Origin of the sequence: Sphingobium sp. (assembly GCF_048594625.1) — a bacterium.
Lineage (GTDB): Bacteria > Pseudomonadota > Alphaproteobacteria > Sphingomonadales > Sphingomonadaceae > Sphingobium.
In genome coordinates, this window is sequence record NZ_JBMDWL010000011.1 from 1 (window position 1) to 14629 (window position 14629).

Annotated in this window: 13 protein-coding genes; 7 read left to right on the top strand and 6 right to left on the bottom strand. The window is 64.0% G+C overall.

Going from position 1 to position 14629, the window contains the following annotated elements; all coding sequences use genetic code 11:
• Positions 1-735, bottom strand: a 735-nt coding sequence (locus tag ACOJSJ_RS01255; protein WP_420143169.1) for a FecR family protein, incomplete at its 3' end; no start/stop codon positions are given.
• Complete coding sequence (locus tag ACOJSJ_RS01260; RefSeq protein WP_420143170.1) at positions 695-1288, bottom strand: RNA polymerase sigma factor; 594 nt, start codon at positions 1286-1288, stop codon at positions 695-697. The genes ACOJSJ_RS01260 and ACOJSJ_RS01255, both read right to left, overlap by 41 nt.
• Before the next feature lie 187 nt (positions 1289-1475).
• Here ACOJSJ_RS01260 and ACOJSJ_RS01265 point away from each other — a divergent pair, with 187 nt between their 5' ends.
• The 5 genes from ACOJSJ_RS01265 to ACOJSJ_RS01285 all read left to right on the top strand — a co-directional run bounded on the left by ACOJSJ_RS01265 (position 1476) and on the right by ACOJSJ_RS01285 (position 8307).
• Positions 1476-4310 carry a TonB-dependent receptor domain-containing protein gene (locus ACOJSJ_RS01265; protein WP_420143171.1) on the top strand — a complete coding sequence of 945 codons (2835 nt, stop codon included), beginning with the start codon at positions 1476-1478 and terminating at the stop codon, positions 4308-4310.
• 83 nt (positions 4311-4393) lie between these two features.
• Positions 4394-6481, top strand: coding sequence for an acylase (locus tag ACOJSJ_RS01270; RefSeq protein ID WP_420143172.1), 2088 nt, complete (start codon positions 4394-4396; stop codon positions 6479-6481).
• Positions 6482-7088: 607 nt separating this feature from the next.
• Complete coding sequence (locus ACOJSJ_RS01275; protein WP_420143173.1) at positions 7089-7637, top strand: class I SAM-dependent methyltransferase; 549 nt, start codon at positions 7089-7091, stop codon at positions 7635-7637.
• Complete coding sequence (locus ACOJSJ_RS01280; protein WP_420143174.1) at positions 7624-7863, top strand: hypothetical protein; 240 nt, start codon at positions 7624-7626, stop codon at positions 7861-7863. Before ACOJSJ_RS01275 ends, ACOJSJ_RS01280 begins: the two co-directional genes overlap by 14 nt.
• A 120-nt stretch (positions 7864-7983) precedes the next feature.
• Entirely contained in the window at positions 7984-8307 is a 324-nt protein-coding gene (locus tag ACOJSJ_RS01285; RefSeq protein WP_420143175.1) for a hypothetical protein, read from the top strand.
• Here ACOJSJ_RS01285 and ACOJSJ_RS01290 read toward each other — a convergent pair.
• Both ACOJSJ_RS01290 and ACOJSJ_RS01295 read right to left on the bottom strand, forming a co-directional pair.
• The gene (locus tag ACOJSJ_RS01290; protein WP_420143176.1) at positions 8224-8769 is read right to left on the bottom strand and encodes an ABC transporter substrate-binding protein; all 546 of its coding nucleotides are present in this window, start codon (positions 8767-8769) and stop codon (positions 8224-8226) included. The genes ACOJSJ_RS01285 and ACOJSJ_RS01290 overlap by 84 nt on opposite strands.
• A gap of 154 nt (positions 8770-8923) precedes the next feature.
• Complete coding sequence (locus ACOJSJ_RS01295; protein ID WP_420143177.1) at positions 8924-9487, bottom strand: TonB-dependent receptor plug domain-containing protein; 564 nt, start codon at positions 9485-9487, stop codon at positions 8924-8926.
• Positions 9488-10042: 555 nt separating this feature from the next.
• On the opposite strand from ACOJSJ_RS01295, the gene ACOJSJ_RS01300 reads away from it, so the two are divergent.
• Both ACOJSJ_RS01300 and ACOJSJ_RS01305 read left to right on the top strand, forming a co-directional pair.
• Complete coding sequence (locus tag ACOJSJ_RS01300; protein ID WP_420143178.1) at positions 10043-10417, top strand: hypothetical protein; 375 nt, start codon at positions 10043-10045, stop codon at positions 10415-10417.
• A gap of 264 nt (positions 10418-10681) precedes the next feature.
• A complete protein-coding gene (locus tag ACOJSJ_RS01305; protein WP_420143179.1) occupies positions 10682-11581 on the top strand; it encodes a LysR family transcriptional regulator in 900 nt (299 codons plus the stop codon).
• Here the strand turns inward: ACOJSJ_RS01305 and cobA are convergent.
• Complete coding sequence (gene cobA / locus ACOJSJ_RS01310; protein WP_420143180.1) at positions 11563-12360, bottom strand: uroporphyrinogen-III C-methyltransferase; 798 nt, start codon at positions 12358-12360, stop codon at positions 11563-11565. The two genes, ACOJSJ_RS01305 and cobA, sit on opposite strands and share 19 nt — an antisense overlap.
• A partial coding sequence (locus ACOJSJ_RS01315; protein WP_420143181.1) for a molybdopterin-dependent oxidoreductase occupies positions 12347-14629 on the bottom strand: 2283 nt, incomplete at its 5' end. The genes cobA and ACOJSJ_RS01315, both read right to left, overlap by 14 nt.

The following is a 14629-nucleotide window of genomic DNA, read 5'->3' on the forward strand; positions in this document are numbered from 1 at the left end:
GATGCGCTGCTTGATCTTGGCCGGTTCCAGATGGGTGACGGCAATGGAGCCGCTGCGCACCGCGGCGCTGCGACCACTCTCGATCCGGCGGACGGCGGAACCGCCGTTGCGCACCGCGACGATGCCTTCGATCACGGTCAGTTCGGTCACGTCGGGGCGCAGCCGCACGTTGAACATCGTGCCGACGGCGCGCACCAGTGTACCGTCCGCATTCACGATGAAGGGGCGTTTTCCATCATGGGCGACGTCGAAACGCGCCTCCCCCTTCAACAACCTTATCGACCGGATGTCGTCGCGCAACGCAACCTCGACCGAACTGTTGGTGTTGAGGTGGATCAGCGATCCGTCAGCCAGCCGCACCGTCCGCGTTTCGCCCAGCGCCGTGCGATAATGATCGACCGTGCCGATCAGGCGCAACGCCACGGTGGATGCGACGCCCACCGTCGCGGCCGCCACCGCCAGTCCGGTCAGCAATCCCCGTCGGCTGATCGCCGGTTTGGCCTCTTCTTCTTCCACAGCCGCGACATCGTCATCGGGCGCGGCAACGTCACGCTGACCGGCGGGCAGTTCGCTCAACCGCTCGCTCAGTTCCCATCCGGCCTCCGCCTTGGCGAAGGCAAAACCATGGGCGGGGTCCAGCGCCACCCAGGCATAGGCCGCGTCCCAGTCTTCGGCCGCGTCGCTCGCCCGCGCCTTAAGGTACAGACGAGCCGCTTCGGCTTCGATCGCCTGCATGTCCTGCGCGCTTGTGTAGCGACCAACCAAATCCGGAACCCTCAAACTGACCGATGGCCTGCATTATCTTCACAGCGGCGCGCGTCAAATGCTTGTCCACTGTAAAAACGGACAGGCCCATCTCCTCTGCTATATCCTTCACCGATTTCTCGTGCACCCGGCGCAGGATGAAGGCGCGTCGGCATTGCGCAGGCAAGGTGTCGAGAATGGCCTGAAGATGGCGCAGTTCGTCGCGGGCATGCAGCGCTTCCTCGGTCGAATTATCGACCTGAAGCACATCCAGTTCGGCCACCAGTTCCAGCGACACGATCTTTTCGCGCCGTGCTTCATCGATCAACAGGTTGCGCGCGATCTGGAACAGGAAAGCCTTGCCGCTATGCGTGCGGTGGATGTCGCCGCTGGCATAGGCGCGGGTCATGCATTCGGCGACCAGATCGTCCACATCGGGCGCCCGCGACACCACGCGGCGCAAACGCGACCGCAATGCCCCTTCATGCGGCAGGATGGCCTGCTTGAACCAATCCAGCCTTGCCCTGATCGATTCCACGTCCACGCTATTCCCCTGTTCTTCCCATTCCTCTCCTCCCTCGTGCGCGCTTCCCTTCGCTGCGAGGCAGGCCGTAACCCGATAGCGCCTGCCTCGAAGTCACAAAAATGAGATATTTTTAAGCGTCGTTAGCAGAAACGCGATCCGGCTCCGTATCCACCACTGACAATCCAAAAATTTCACCGGGGGTACGATGACGCAGAATATTCGGAAGCTGACCATGTGCGCCGCTGCAACGATCATTGCGCTGAGCGCATATCAGGCGACGGCCGCAGAACCGGCAAAGTTCAAGATTCCCGCCCAGTCGATGCAGACCGCACTGACGCTGTTCGCGCGCCAGTCCGGCATTCAGCTGCTATTTCCCTATGATCAGGTCGCCGGGCTGCACGCCCAGTCGGTGAACGGCAAGATGGCGCCCGACGTCGCGTTGCAACGGCTGATTGCAGGGTCGGGGCTGAAGATCACGCTGTCGAACAACAATGTCATCGCCCTGTCGCTCAGCAATCCCACGCAAAAGGCGCGCGGCGTCGAAGTCGCCAGCCTCGGCGTCACCGCCCTGCCCTTTGCGATGCAATCGGCCGGTGCCGTCGCGCCGCAGGCCAGTCTCGCCGACGACGAACCGACCGGCCCCGCCATCGTCGTCACCGGATCGCGCGGTCAGGCCCGCACCGTCACCGACAGCCCGACGCCGATCGACGTCATTTCGGGCGAAGACCTGACCCGCACCGGCAAGGCTGGCGTGTTTCAGGCGCTGAACACGCTGGTCCCGTCCTTCAACCTGCCGGTGCGCGCGGGCGGCGCGACCTCCACCGTCATCGCGACCGGCGGTCTGCGCGGCCTCAACCCCGATCAGGCGCTGATCCTGGTGAATGGCAAGCGCCGTCACAAGACGTCGCTGATCAACGCCGTGTCCTCGCTCTACAACGGATCGGTTCCAGCCGACCTCGACATGATCCCGACCTCTGCGGTCGATCATATCGAAGTGCTGCGCGACGGCGCTGCCGCCCAATATGGGTCGGACGCCATCGCCGGGGTCATCAACATCATCCTGAAGGATGATGCGAAGGGCGGCTCCGCCAATTTCACCGCCGGTCAGAATTTCGATCGTTCGGACGGCGAACTTTATCAAGCCGACCTCAATTTCGGCATGAAGCTGGGCGAAGACGGCTTCGCCAACCTGTCGCTGAACCTCAAGAAACAGGAAATGTCGAACCGCGCGATGCCGCTGGCCGACTGTTCGGTGACGGCGACCACCACCTGCTTCTATCCGCTGGTCGGTGGCCAGCTGGACCCGCGCGATGCGGCGGCGGTCGGCACCGAACGCATCGTGACCACCAGCTATGGCGTCATGCCTTCGCGCAGCATCAATACCGCGCTCAATGCCGGTTACGATCTGGGCGGGGTTCAGCTCTACGCCTTCGGCACCTACAGCCAGCGCCGGTCGGACCTGTGGTACAGCTATCGCTATCCCAAGGACATCAATAATGTCATGGGCATCTATCCCAACGGCTATCGCCCGCACGTGATGATCGACGAAGAGGATTTCGAACTCACCGTCGGTGCCAAGGGCGAAGTGGCCGGCTGGGACTGGGACTTTTCCACCGGCTATGGTCGCAACCGCGCCCGCCAGTCGTCGGAAGGCACGCTCAACCCCTCGCTCGGCACGCTCAGCCCGACCGAATTCTACATCGGCACGCTCAAATCGTCGGAATTCGTCACCTCGCTCGACCTGACGCGCGGCTATGATGTGGGCGGCGGCAATCTTCAGGTGTCGGCCGGTGCGCAGCAGCGTCATGAACGCTATCAGACCTTTGCGGGCGATCCCGCCAGCTACGCCGTCGGCCCCGCCATCGTTTCGGGCATGACGCCGGGCGCGCAAAGCTCCGCCGGGTTCCAGCCGGACGATGCGGCCTATATGTCGCGCGACAATTTCTCGGTCTATGCCGATGTGGCGTGGGATCCGAACAAAGACATCACCATCGGCGCGGCCGCCCGTTTCGAACATTATGACGATGGCAGCGGCAACACGCTGATCTGGAAAGTGAACGGCCGTTATGCCGCGACCGAATGGATCGCCTTCCGTGCGGCGGCGAATACCGGTTTCCGCGCCCCCGCCGTCGCCCAGCAAATCTATACCCAGACCACCAATCAGTTCCGCACGGTCAACGGCGTCCCCAACCAGCTGTTGCAGATCAAGACGCTGGCGGTGGACGATCCGGCCGCCATCGCGCTGGGCGCAAAGCCGCTTCAGCCCGAAACCTCGTTCAACATCTCGGCCGGCGTGGTGCTGACGCCGCTGCCCAACTTCAACCTGACGATCGACGCTTACCAGATCGATGTGGACGATCGCATCACCATCACCAGCACGCTGACCGGTACGGCGATTTCGAACATCCTGATCGCCAGCGGCGTACCGGCGGCGGAAGCCCGCACGCTGACGGCGCAATATTACACCAACGCCATCGACACCCGCACCCGCGGCATCGACGTCGTCGCATCCTACAAGCACAGCCTGTTCGACACGGTGAACATGCAGTGGAATCTGGGCTTCAACTATAACAAGACCAAGATCACCCACATCATCGACAACCCGATCCAGCTGGCGGCGCTGGGCAGCGACTATGTGCTGTTCGACCGCGCGCGTCAGAGCAACATGACCAACAACCTGCCGCGCACGAAGCTGTCGATCAGCAACCTTGCCACGCTGGGCGATTTCACCCTGTCGTCGCGCGTGACGCGTTTTGGTGGTTTCAAATCCTATCAGAACGGCGTCACCACCGGCGGCGTCACCACCTATCCCAACGACCGCAGCTATGGCGCCAAGTTCATCACCGATCTGGAAGCCAGCTGGCAGGTCACGCCGCTGGTCAACATCGCGGTCGGTGCGAACAACATCTTCAACGTCTATCCTGACAAGAATCGCGCCAGCGACGTCAGCGCCACGCTGGGTCAGGGGCTGTATGCGGGCACGTCGCCGATCGGGTTCACCGGCGGCTTCTATTATGCCCGCGTCGGCCTGACCTTCTGATCCATCACCTTCGACGCGCCGCTCCCTGCCACGGGGGCGGCGCCTATTTTGCTTTGACGGGAGAAATGATGGCGATGCGCCACATGACGATCTGGCTCGCGGCCCTTGCCGCTTCGTCCGCGATGACGGCTTCGGTCGCTGCCCCTTCCACCACATGGGGCGGCGGCGAAATCCTGTGGGACAGCTTCGGCGTACCGCACATCTATGCCAAGACGGAAGAAGGCGGCTTTTACGGCTTTGGCTATGCGCAGGCGCAAAGCCACGGCAATCTGCTGCTGAAAATGTATGGCGAAAGCCGCGCCCGTGCCGCCGAATATTGGGGCGACAAATATGAAAGCCAGGACAAGTGGCTGGTCGCCAACGACGTCCCCGCCCGTTCCGCGCTGTGGTTCAGGCAGCAGACGCCCCAGATGCAGAAAAATCTGGAAGCCTTCGCCGCCGGGGTCAATGCCTACGCCGCCGCCCATCCGGACAAGATCGCGGCGGACATGAAGGTCGTCCTGCCGCTGAAGGGCGTGGACATCATCGCCCATGCACAGCGGCTGATGAATTTCGGCTATATCGCATCCGACCGCAAGGTGATGGTCGATCCGTCGATCAACGAAGCGGGCGGGTCCAATGCCTGGGCCGTCGCGCCGTCGCGTTCGGCCAGCGGCAAGGCGATGCTGCTCGCCAATCCGCACCTTCCCTGGGCGCCCAGCCAGCTGACCTATTATGAAGCGCAGATCACCGCGCCCGGCATGGCCATATATGGCGCGACGCAGGTCGGCCTGCCGGTGCTGCGTTTCGGCTTCAACAATGATCTGGGCTTCACCAACACCGTCAACACGATGCAGGGTTTCACCAGCTATGCCCTGACGCTCGACGGCGATGGCTATCGCTTCGATGGCAAGACCCTGCCGTTCAGGGCGGTGACGAAAAGCTACAGGGTCAAACAGGCCGACGGTACGCTGAAAACCGTCAGCTTTGAACAGAAAAGCACGGTGCACGGCCCCGTCTTCACCCTGCCCGACGGCAAGACGACCATCGCGCTGAAGGTCGCGGGGCTGGATCGGCCGGGCGTGCTCCAGCAATATCTGGACATGGGCAAGGCGCGCGACTGGGCGACCTTCGAAAAGGCGCTGCGCAGGATGCAGGTGGTGATGTTCAACATCGTCTATGCCGACCGCGCCGGGCATATCCTCTATCTCGACAATGGCCTGCTGCCCAAACATGCGTCGGGCGACCTCAAATACTGGTCGGCGCCGGTGCCGGGCGATACGTCGGCGACGCTGTGGAAGGACGTCCACAGCTATGACGACATGCCAAAGCTGCTCGATCCCGACACCGGCTTCGTCCAGAACGCCAATGACCCGCCATGGCTGGCCACATGGCCCCGCGCGCTCGATCCCAAAAGCTTCCCGGCCTATGTCGCGCCGGTCGGCCCGATGAGCCAACGGGCGCAGATGTCGGTCAAGCTGATGACGCAGACGCCCAAGATCAGCTTCGACGATTTCGTGACGCGCAAACTGACCACGACGTCGCTGATGGCCCAGCGTATGCTGCCCGACCTGCTGGCGGCCGCCGCCGGTTCGAACGACGCCGATGTGCGGGCCGCAACCACCCTGCTCAAGGGGTGGGACCACCGGTTCGAAGCCGACAGCCGCGCTGCGCTGCTGTTCGAAACATGGGCCGCGATCTTTGCGCCAAAGAATTTCACGGACCAGTCCAACTATGCCGTCAAATGGACGCAGGACGATCCGCTGGAAACGCCGCGCGGCCTGAAAGACCCCGTGGCCGCCGTCGCCATGCTGAAACAGGCGGTGGCAAAGACGAAGCAGCTCTATGGCGCGATCGACCGTCCCTTCGGCGACGTATCCCGTTACCATATCGGCGACGTCAGCGTTCCGGCCAATGGCGGCTTCGGCAATAGCGGCGTGTTCCGCACCATCACCTGGGGTCCGATGAAAAATGGCGAGCGCACGCCCGTCCATGGCGAAACCTGGGTATCGATGGTCGAATTCGGCACCCCGATGAAGGCGGTGGGCCTCATGAGCTATGGCAATAGCAGCCAGCCCGGATCGAAGCATAACAACGATCAGCTGCAACTGCTGGCGGACAAGAAATTCCGCACGCTGTGGATCGACCGGGCCGATGTCGAAGGCCATGTGGAAGAAAAGACAACGTTCTAAAGACAGACGGATCGCCGGGATGCGGGCCATCGCATCCCGGCGATCCGCTCGACTGCCTCCGCCCCTATGGCCGGGGCATATCGCCAAAACAGGTTCCGATCCGGCTGCATCGGCACAACTGGCGAAGCTGTCGGTCCCATGCTTGAACCCGCACCACCGCTTTGATAATTCAAACCCTTCGACATCAATTTGTTGCTGACCCTTGCGGTCCTCCTCCAGATTCCAAGCGTGACGCACACCGCCAGACGACTGGGCATAAGCCAGCCGACGGTCAGCCGCGCGTCCCCGCGCCCGAACCGAAAACATCCTTCGGCTATTAAGTGCTGTGGCATGATCGCAGCGCGCGCGATCCTGACATGTCGTGACTGGTCGACATGTTGTCGGATGGGACCGTCATGGCGAACATGATCGGCGCGCCGCCATGAGCGGGACCGACGGTTACATTTCCGACGTCCGCTATCCCGCCTTTTTTCTACCGAAAAATGCAGCCGCTCTGGCTCTCCACCCTCGCCCAATGGAGCGGCCTTACCGCGCCCGATCCCGATCGCCCGTTCAGCGCCTGCAAACTGGGATGCGGCCTCGGCGTCAACCTGCTGGTTGCGGCGGCATGCCATCCCTATGCCCGTTTGTCGGCGTGGACTTCAATGCCGATCATCTGGCGCTGGCGCGCGACGCCGCCACATCCTGCGGGATCGACAATGTCACATTCGTTCACGCCGACTTCACGACCTTCGCCAGCACGCATGAAGGCAGGTTAGATTTCATGACCAGCCATGGTGTCTGGTCATGGGTGCCGGCCGATCAGCGCGCGGCATTGCTGCACGTCGCGGCGCGCAGCCTGAAACCGGGCGGGCTGTTCTATTTCCATTATATGTTGCATCCCGGATCGACCGATCTGCTGCCAGTGCAGCATCTGCTGAACCTGCGCGCGCACCATATGCCGGGTCCGTCGCCGCGAAAGGCGGAAACGGGGCTGAAACTGCTGCAGCAGATGGCGGATAGCGGCCTGTTCGCCGACCGGCCGCACATGGTGCGGCATCTGGCCAATATGGCCCGCCGCGCACCGGCCGATCTGGCCCATGAATTTCCGACCGATCACCGGCGCGGCAGAGATTTTCACGCTTCTGTTGCAACGTCTGGCGATGGGTCATGCTAGCGACGCGGACCTGCGCGCCCTGCCGGCTTTTTCAGGAGATGCAGGTGCGCTGCTGCAATCGCTGCAACTGTTGATGATGCAGGGTATCGCCCATCCGGTACGGCATGGCCCCGTGGCACAGGAGTGGCGGATCGACGCGCTGGCGCAACGGTTCACGCGCAACGGGGTCGGCATCGCGATCATCGCCCCCTGCGCCATCGCGACGCTGGGAAGCGGCCGCGTCTGACAGCTGGGCCTGCCTCACGGGGGAACGCCTGACCGACCGTGCGCTGGGGATGCGCCTGCACCACGCATCCCCGTCCCGTCGGCGCCCGCTCACTTCCCGTTCGCGCGCAACGCCTTGCGGATGTCGGCGGCGCTGGCCGACAGGGTGGCCAGCGTCGCCTTTCTGCTGCGCGCGCCGCGCCGCTTCCGCCTTCGGCGATCCGGCGGCGGGACGACCGCCGGGCGCACCCTTGGCCGCTTGCGTGAAGGCGGGGCGGATGCCGACGAAGTCGTAGACATGGCCGAACCGGTCGCCGGGCGCGTGCACCACAACACCCTGCCCCGCCGCGAACAGCAGCAGCCCCGTGCCCGACCGTGCGGCCTACGCATGCAGGCTGGCGGCCTGCGCCTCAAAGGCTGCGATCCGCTTTTCGGCCTGATCCCCGTGCCCCAGCGCCTGCCCTAGCTTGCAGACATTGCCGGTCGTCAGCGCCGCCAGATCCTTGTTCGGCGACGACATGTCGATGGTCGGCGCAATGCCGCTCAGCGCATCATATTGTTTGGCCGACCGGCGACCGATGACGATCAGATCGGGTTTCAGCACCTGTAGCGCGGCTATGTCCGGTTCGAACAATGTGCCGATGTTGCGATAGCGCGCGTCGGCATATGGGTTGAGATAGGGCGGGAAATTGCCCTTCCCATCGGGGCCCATCGGCACGCGCGCCACCGCCTCCACGCCGATGGCATGCAGATTGTCGAGCGTCGCAAGGTCGTAGACGGCTATTGCGGCAGGAACGGCAGGTACGGTGGCGCTGCCCTTGGCATGAACGATGCGGATCGCCTGCGCGCTGGCGACGACCGGCCCTGCCAGGCCGATCAGCATCGCTGCGCCCGATGCGAACAGACAGATGGTGCGAGGAAATCCCATGACGAACATCCTTGTAAAGGCATGCGCGATCAGAAAGATGCGACGGAACCCCGTCCCCTTCCCACTGGCATCATGTGGCGGGGTCAGAAGCTGACGTTCAGCGATGCGCTGAAACGGCGACCGTCTAGGATATAGGCAAAGCCGTCTTCGGGCGTCACCTGCTTGTCGGGTTATAGACGCCGACATTTGGCGCCAAATCCTTCTTGGGCTTCAGCACCAGCGCCAGATTATAGAAGGTATAGGGCAGATAGCGGAAATCATTGGTCCCCGATCCGCTGGAATTGTTGGTGCGCCCTGACGTCTTGCCGCGATAATTGGCCTGTCCGCAGACTTTCAGCATGTCGGTCGCGTCCCAGTTCAGCGACGCGTTGACCATATGTTCGGGGATGACGCCACCAATCGCGTCCGAACCGTGAAGCGACGATGCCGGGCCGCGAACAACCCCTATCCGTTCGATCGAATCCAGCGGCGGCAGGAAATTGACCGGCGTCCCCGTCTGCTGCCCGTTCAGGCCAAATGCCTGATTGTCCTGCATCCGGCGACCGTCAATCGGGAACAGGGTGTAATCCGTGCTCATCCCGCGCATCATGATCGATTGTTCGACGCCGCCATCCTGAATATGGACGCCCGGAACGTTGATCAGCGCATCGGTGATGTCGGTATAGGACCGCTGCTTCAGCTCTTCGGCGGTGATGGACCGATATGGTAGCGGGCGCACCCTGGATATTGAGTTCATACCCCGTGGCAGTGACGACGATGTCGTCGGGCAAGGGGGGGCGTCCTGCCCTGATCGTCACCGGCCGCATCCGCTGCAAAGGCCTGATGCGCCATCAACGACACCATGGCCATGGATGTGATCGCGAATATTCGCTTGCGCAGGTTCGACGATGTAACCCCCTATGGTTCGATGGATGTCTGAGCGTTGGAAATGGACGCAAGCATCCGTGCCCGGAGATCCTGTTTCGAAGCGGGCCGGACCTGCGTATGCGTATGTTATTTTTTATATTGCGAATTGATCGCAGAAAATAAGGTCGAATCCGGCGGGTCGCAACGCACATTAATGAATATGCGATATTCATATCGGATCGGGCCATGGCGAACCGGGAACGACAATGTGGCCGGGCATCCCGACGCTCGGCTATTTGCGCGAACCGGCACAGCCGTCACAATCATACCGTGGCGGTATAATCAGACATGCAGACGATGTTGGCGGCAAAGCGCGATCGGGCGCACATGACCCGTGCCGCGATGATGCGGCACGATAGGAACGACCATGTTCACCCGCAATATCCGCTTTTTCGCCGTCGCCAGCGCCATGCTGTCGATCGCGCCGCTTGCCACGGCCAGCGCCGCCACCCCGCTGCGCAGCTTTGGCGAGATCGAATTTCGCAGCGACCCCGCATCGCTGGTGGATGAAGTGCGCGCAGACCTTGCCGCGCACATGCCAACCGGCACGTCGCTGGACACCGCCCGCGCCATGTTGAAGGACGCAGGCGCCAAATGCCGCCCCGCCAGCGCCGATGGCGCGGTGCGCTGTCGCTATTACGGTATCCGAGTCCACGGTGATGGCATGGAACCGGTCAGCTGGACCGTCGACCTCAACACGACCGACAATATGGTTCAGTCCTTCACGCTGGTCCGTCAGTAACATTGCACCCGGACAGGGCTGCCATTGGCTTCCCGGACTTTTCCGCCCGCATGCGGGGCGTTTGCGGCATGACCCCCTTCCCGATGTCATGCCGCGGATGGCCCCTTCCCCGCATGTGCGCCAGTCCCCAGCCAGCTTCCCCCCGCCAGCCTTGCCGGAACAGGGTGCTGAAAGACCGGCCTGCGACGTCAAGGGCATCGGGCAGCGCACACCCGCCTGCCTTTGACGTCGCCTTTGTGTGAAATCTGACCTATGGCGAACGGCATGGCCATCGACATTCGTCAGCTTCGCTATTTCCTGGCGGTTGCCGCCGAACGCAGCTTCACCCGTGGCGCCGAAAGGCTGCACATGGCGCAGGCCCCGCTCAGCAAGCGGATACAGGAACTGGAAGAGGAAATGGGCGTCCAGCTGTTCGATCGCGACAGCCGCCCGATCGCGCTGACCCCGGCGGGCCATCTGCTGCGGGAAGAGGCGCTGCACGTCGTGCACCGGATGAGCCAGCTACAGGCGACGATGCGTCGCTTCATCGCGGCGGAACGGCCCCGCTTCGTCATCGGACTGGTGCCATCGACCCTGTATGCCGGCCTCCCCGAACTGATCGCCCGTTTCCGCGCGCAGATGCCGGGACTAGACGTCGCGCTTGCCGAAATGGACAGTTTCGAACAGATGGCCGCGCTGAAGGAAGGGCGGATCGATGTCGGTTTCGACCGGATCGTGGTCGAAGACCCGCTGATCACCCACATGGTGCTGCGCGAAGAGGCGCTGGCCGTCGCCCTGCCCGCGCAACATCCGCTGCTGGATCAGGCCCTGCTGGACCGGGACGGCGGCGTGCCGCTGGCCGACATCGCGCAGATGCCGCTGATCCTCTATCCCGGCATGCCGCGCCCCAGCTATGCCGACATCATCCTGTCCTTCTTTCACGATCGCGATCTGGTGCCCGCCGCCATCGTGGAGGTGCGTGAGCTTCAGACCGCGCTGGCGATGGTCGCGGCGGGCGCGGGCGCATGCATCATCCCGCAATCGGTGCGCCATCATGCGCGCACCGACATCGGCTACGCCCGATTGAGCGAAAGGCTGACCGCCCCCTTCCTGCTGCGCCGCCGTGCCGGGCCGATGCCCGATCATCTCCAGAGCCTGCTCGCCCTCTACGAAACAGGCGGATAGCAGGCCGCCGCATGGCGATCCGGCATCGCCGCCATGCCATCGCCCTGCGCCACCGCTTCACCGATCAGGATCATCGTCGGTCGATCCTGCGCAAAGGATCGCGCCGCCAGCGGCAGCAGGTCCAACCGCGTGCGCAGCCGCTGTTCCTGCGGCAACGAAGCATCACATGCTATCAGCACCGGCGTCGCACCGGACAGGCCTGCGGCGATCAGCGCGCGGCTCAGTTCGGGCGCAGCGTCCCGCCCCATATAGACCGCCAGCGTGCAGGCCGGATCGGCCAGCGCCGCCCAGTTTAGATCCAGCGCCTGTCCCCGGCGACTATGCGCGGTGATGAACTGAACCCGGCGTGCAATCCCGCGCAGCGACAGCGACAGGCCCGCCGATGCGGCGACGGCGCTGGCGGCGGTGATGCCGGGACAGATATGAACCGGAACACCCGCCGTTCGCAACGCTGTCATCTCCTCCGTCGTGCGGGCGAACATGGCGGGATCGCCGCCCTTCAACCGCACGACCCGCCTGCCTGCCAACGCGGCGGCGACCAGCATCTGGTCGATCGTCTGCTGGTCCTTCGAATGGCGGCCCGATCGCTTGCCCACGCCCACCCGCTCCGTGCGTTCGGGGATCAGGTCCAGCACACCCGGCCCCACCAGCGCGTCGTAAAAGACGATGTCCGCCGCAGCGATCAGCCTTTCGGCCCTGCGCGTCAGCAGGTCGGGGTCGCCCGGCCCCGCTCCCACCAGCCACACCGCGCCCGGCGCGATCGGATCAGTCGGCAGCATGCAGCACCTCCTGCGATGTCCGGAGCAGAATATTGGCGATGGCGGGCCGACACGACCCGCAATTGGTCCCCGCACCCAGCGCCCGGCCGATCGACGGCACGTCGACCAGCGCCTGTTCGCGGATGGCGGCGACAATCTGATTGAGGCCGACATCGAAACAGACACAGATAGTCGCGCCCTTGTCCGACTGAACGCCCGGCCCACGCGCGGCAAGAACGGAACCGCCCACCCCTTCGGCCCCCAGTTGCGCGATCAGCCAGTCGCGCGATGGCAGCAGGCCGGCACGCGTGATGAACAGCACGCCGCGCAACCGGCCTTCGCTGATCGTCGCGATCCGGCGCGTGCCGCGCGCCATGTCCACCGCTTCGGCCCGGTCCCCCTTGGGCAGGAATGCGTCGATCCGCGCCGGATCGCCGTTGCCCGCAATTTCATACAGCGCGCCGCCCGGCACGGTGATACGCGTCGACCACAGGCATGGCAGGCGCACCGGATCATCCCCGCGCAGGATCAGGAAACCTTTCCATTCGGTCGCCACCCGATCGACACGGGCCGGGGTGGATTTGAAACCCGGCTGTCCCGAATGCGGATCGACCAGCGGGCGGGGCAACAGGCCGGTCCGCCCGCCGCTCGCCATCTGGTCGGTCCAGTGGATCGGCGTGAATATCTCTCCCACCCGCTGCCCGTCATGGATCGCCACGCGAAATATGCTGTCGCCCTGCGCCGTGCTGACACGGGCCAGATCGCGGTCGGCCAGCCCCAGCGCCGCGGCGTCGTCCGGATGGATGTCTACCAATGGCTCTTCGCGATGGCGGGCGAGTTTGGGGGACAGGCCGGTGCGGCTCATCGTGTGCCACTGATCGCGATAGCGGCCGGTGTTGAGCGTCATCGGCCAGTCCCGCAATGGCGACTGCACCTCCATCTGTTTCGTCAGCACCATCCGCGCCCGGCCGTCCGGCGTCGAAAAACCATCGGCAAAGGGCGCATCGCCACCCCAGCGAAACGGCTCCATCGCATCGTAGGCGGCGTTGCCGATGGCGGCATGCGCGCGCAGGTTCAATACCCGTTGCCCGTCATTCTGATAGGCGGTCAACCGCGCATGTTCGCGCCAAATATCGGCGGGCCGGTCATAGGCGAAGGCGTTGCGCCATCCCATGCGCTGCCCCACTTCCTTCACGATCCACCAATCGGGTCGGGCCTCGCCCGGCGGGGGCAGGAATGGCCGCTGACGGCTAATGGTGCGGTCGCTGTTGGTGACGGTGCCGTCCTTTTCCCCCCATCCTGCGGCGGGCAGGCGGACATGGGCGTGCGCGCCGGTGTCGGTATCGGCCATGATGTCGGACATCACGATGAACGGGCAGGCAGCCAGCGCGTCGCGCACCCGCCCCGCATCGGGCAGGGACACGGCCGGGTTGGTCGCCATCACCCACAACGCCTTGATCCGCCCTTCCCCCATCTGGCGGAACAGGTCGACCGCTTTCAGGCCCGGTCTCACCGCCATCCGCTCCGCCGCCCAGAATCGCCCGACCCGAGCGACATTGTCGGGCGCAAAGTCCATATGCGCCGCCAATGTGGAGGCCAGGCCGCCCACCTCGCGCCCGCCCATCGCATTGGGCTGCCCCGTGATGGAAAAGGGCGCGGCGCCGGGCCTGCCGATGCGGCCGGTCGCCAGATGGACGTTGATGATGGCATTGACCTGATCGGTGCCGCGGATCGACTGGTTGATGCCCTGACTGAACAGCGTCACGGTGCGCGGCGTGGCGGCGAACAGGCGATAAAATTGCTCCAGCGCCGCGGGGGGAAGGTCGCAGGTGCGCACAATGCTCCACAGGTCGTGGCCATCGCCGATATGTGCCCAGAAACCATCGTGCACCTGCACATGATCGCTGATGAAGCCGCTATCCAGCCCCCCATGTGCCGCCATCCATGCCAGCAGCCCGTTCATCAGCGCGACGTCGGTTCCGGGCTTCAGCGGCAGATGCAGGTCCGCCCCTTCGCAACTTTCGGTGCGGCGCGGGTCTATGACGACCAGCTTGGTGCCGCGTTCCGCCCGTACCGCCTGTATCCGCTGATAGACGATCGGGTGGCACCATGCGGTGTTGGAACCGACAAGAATTATCAGGTCCGCCTGATCCAGATCGGCATAGCTGGCGGGCACGACATCCTCGCCAAAGGCGCGGTTATGGCCCGCCACCGCGCTCGACATGCACAGGCGGCTGTTCGTGTCGATGTTCGCCGAACCGATGAACCCCTTCATCAGCTTGTTGGCGAC

What these genes read in the sequence shown, in the direction of transcription:
- cobA (WP_420143180.1), bottom strand. Translation starts at nt 12,360, where the DNA reads ATGCTGCCGACTGATCCGATCGCGCCGGGCGCGGTGTGGCTGGTGGGA.
- ACOJSJ_RS01285 (WP_420143175.1), top strand. Translation starts at nt 7,984, where the DNA reads ATGTCGGCGGCGCTGGCCGACAGGGTGGCCAGCGTCGCCTTTCTGCTG.
- ACOJSJ_RS01280 (WP_420143174.1), top strand. Translation starts at nt 7,624, where the DNA reads ATGGGTCATGCTAGCGACGCGGACCTGCGCGCCCTGCCGGCTTTTTCA.
- ACOJSJ_RS01300 (WP_420143178.1), top strand. Translation starts at nt 10,043, where the DNA reads ATGTTCACCCGCAATATCCGCTTTTTCGCCGTCGCCAGCGCCATGCTG.
- ACOJSJ_RS01270 (WP_420143172.1), top strand. Translation starts at nt 4,394, where the DNA reads ATGACGATCTGGCTCGCGGCCCTTGCCGCTTCGTCCGCGATGACGGCT.
- ACOJSJ_RS01265 (WP_420143171.1), top strand. Translation starts at nt 1,476, where the DNA reads ATGACGCAGAATATTCGGAAGCTGACCATGTGCGCCGCTGCAACGATC.
- ACOJSJ_RS01290 (WP_420143176.1), bottom strand. Translation starts at nt 8,769, where the DNA reads ATGGGATTTCCTCGCACCATCTGTCTGTTCGCATCGGGCGCAGCGATG.
- ACOJSJ_RS01305 (WP_420143179.1), top strand. Translation starts at nt 10,682, where the DNA reads ATGGCCATCGACATTCGTCAGCTTCGCTATTTCCTGGCGGTTGCCGCC.
- ACOJSJ_RS01275 (WP_420143173.1), top strand. Translation starts at nt 7,089, where the DNA reads ATGCCATCCCTATGCCCGTTTGTCGGCGTGGACTTCAATGCCGATCAT.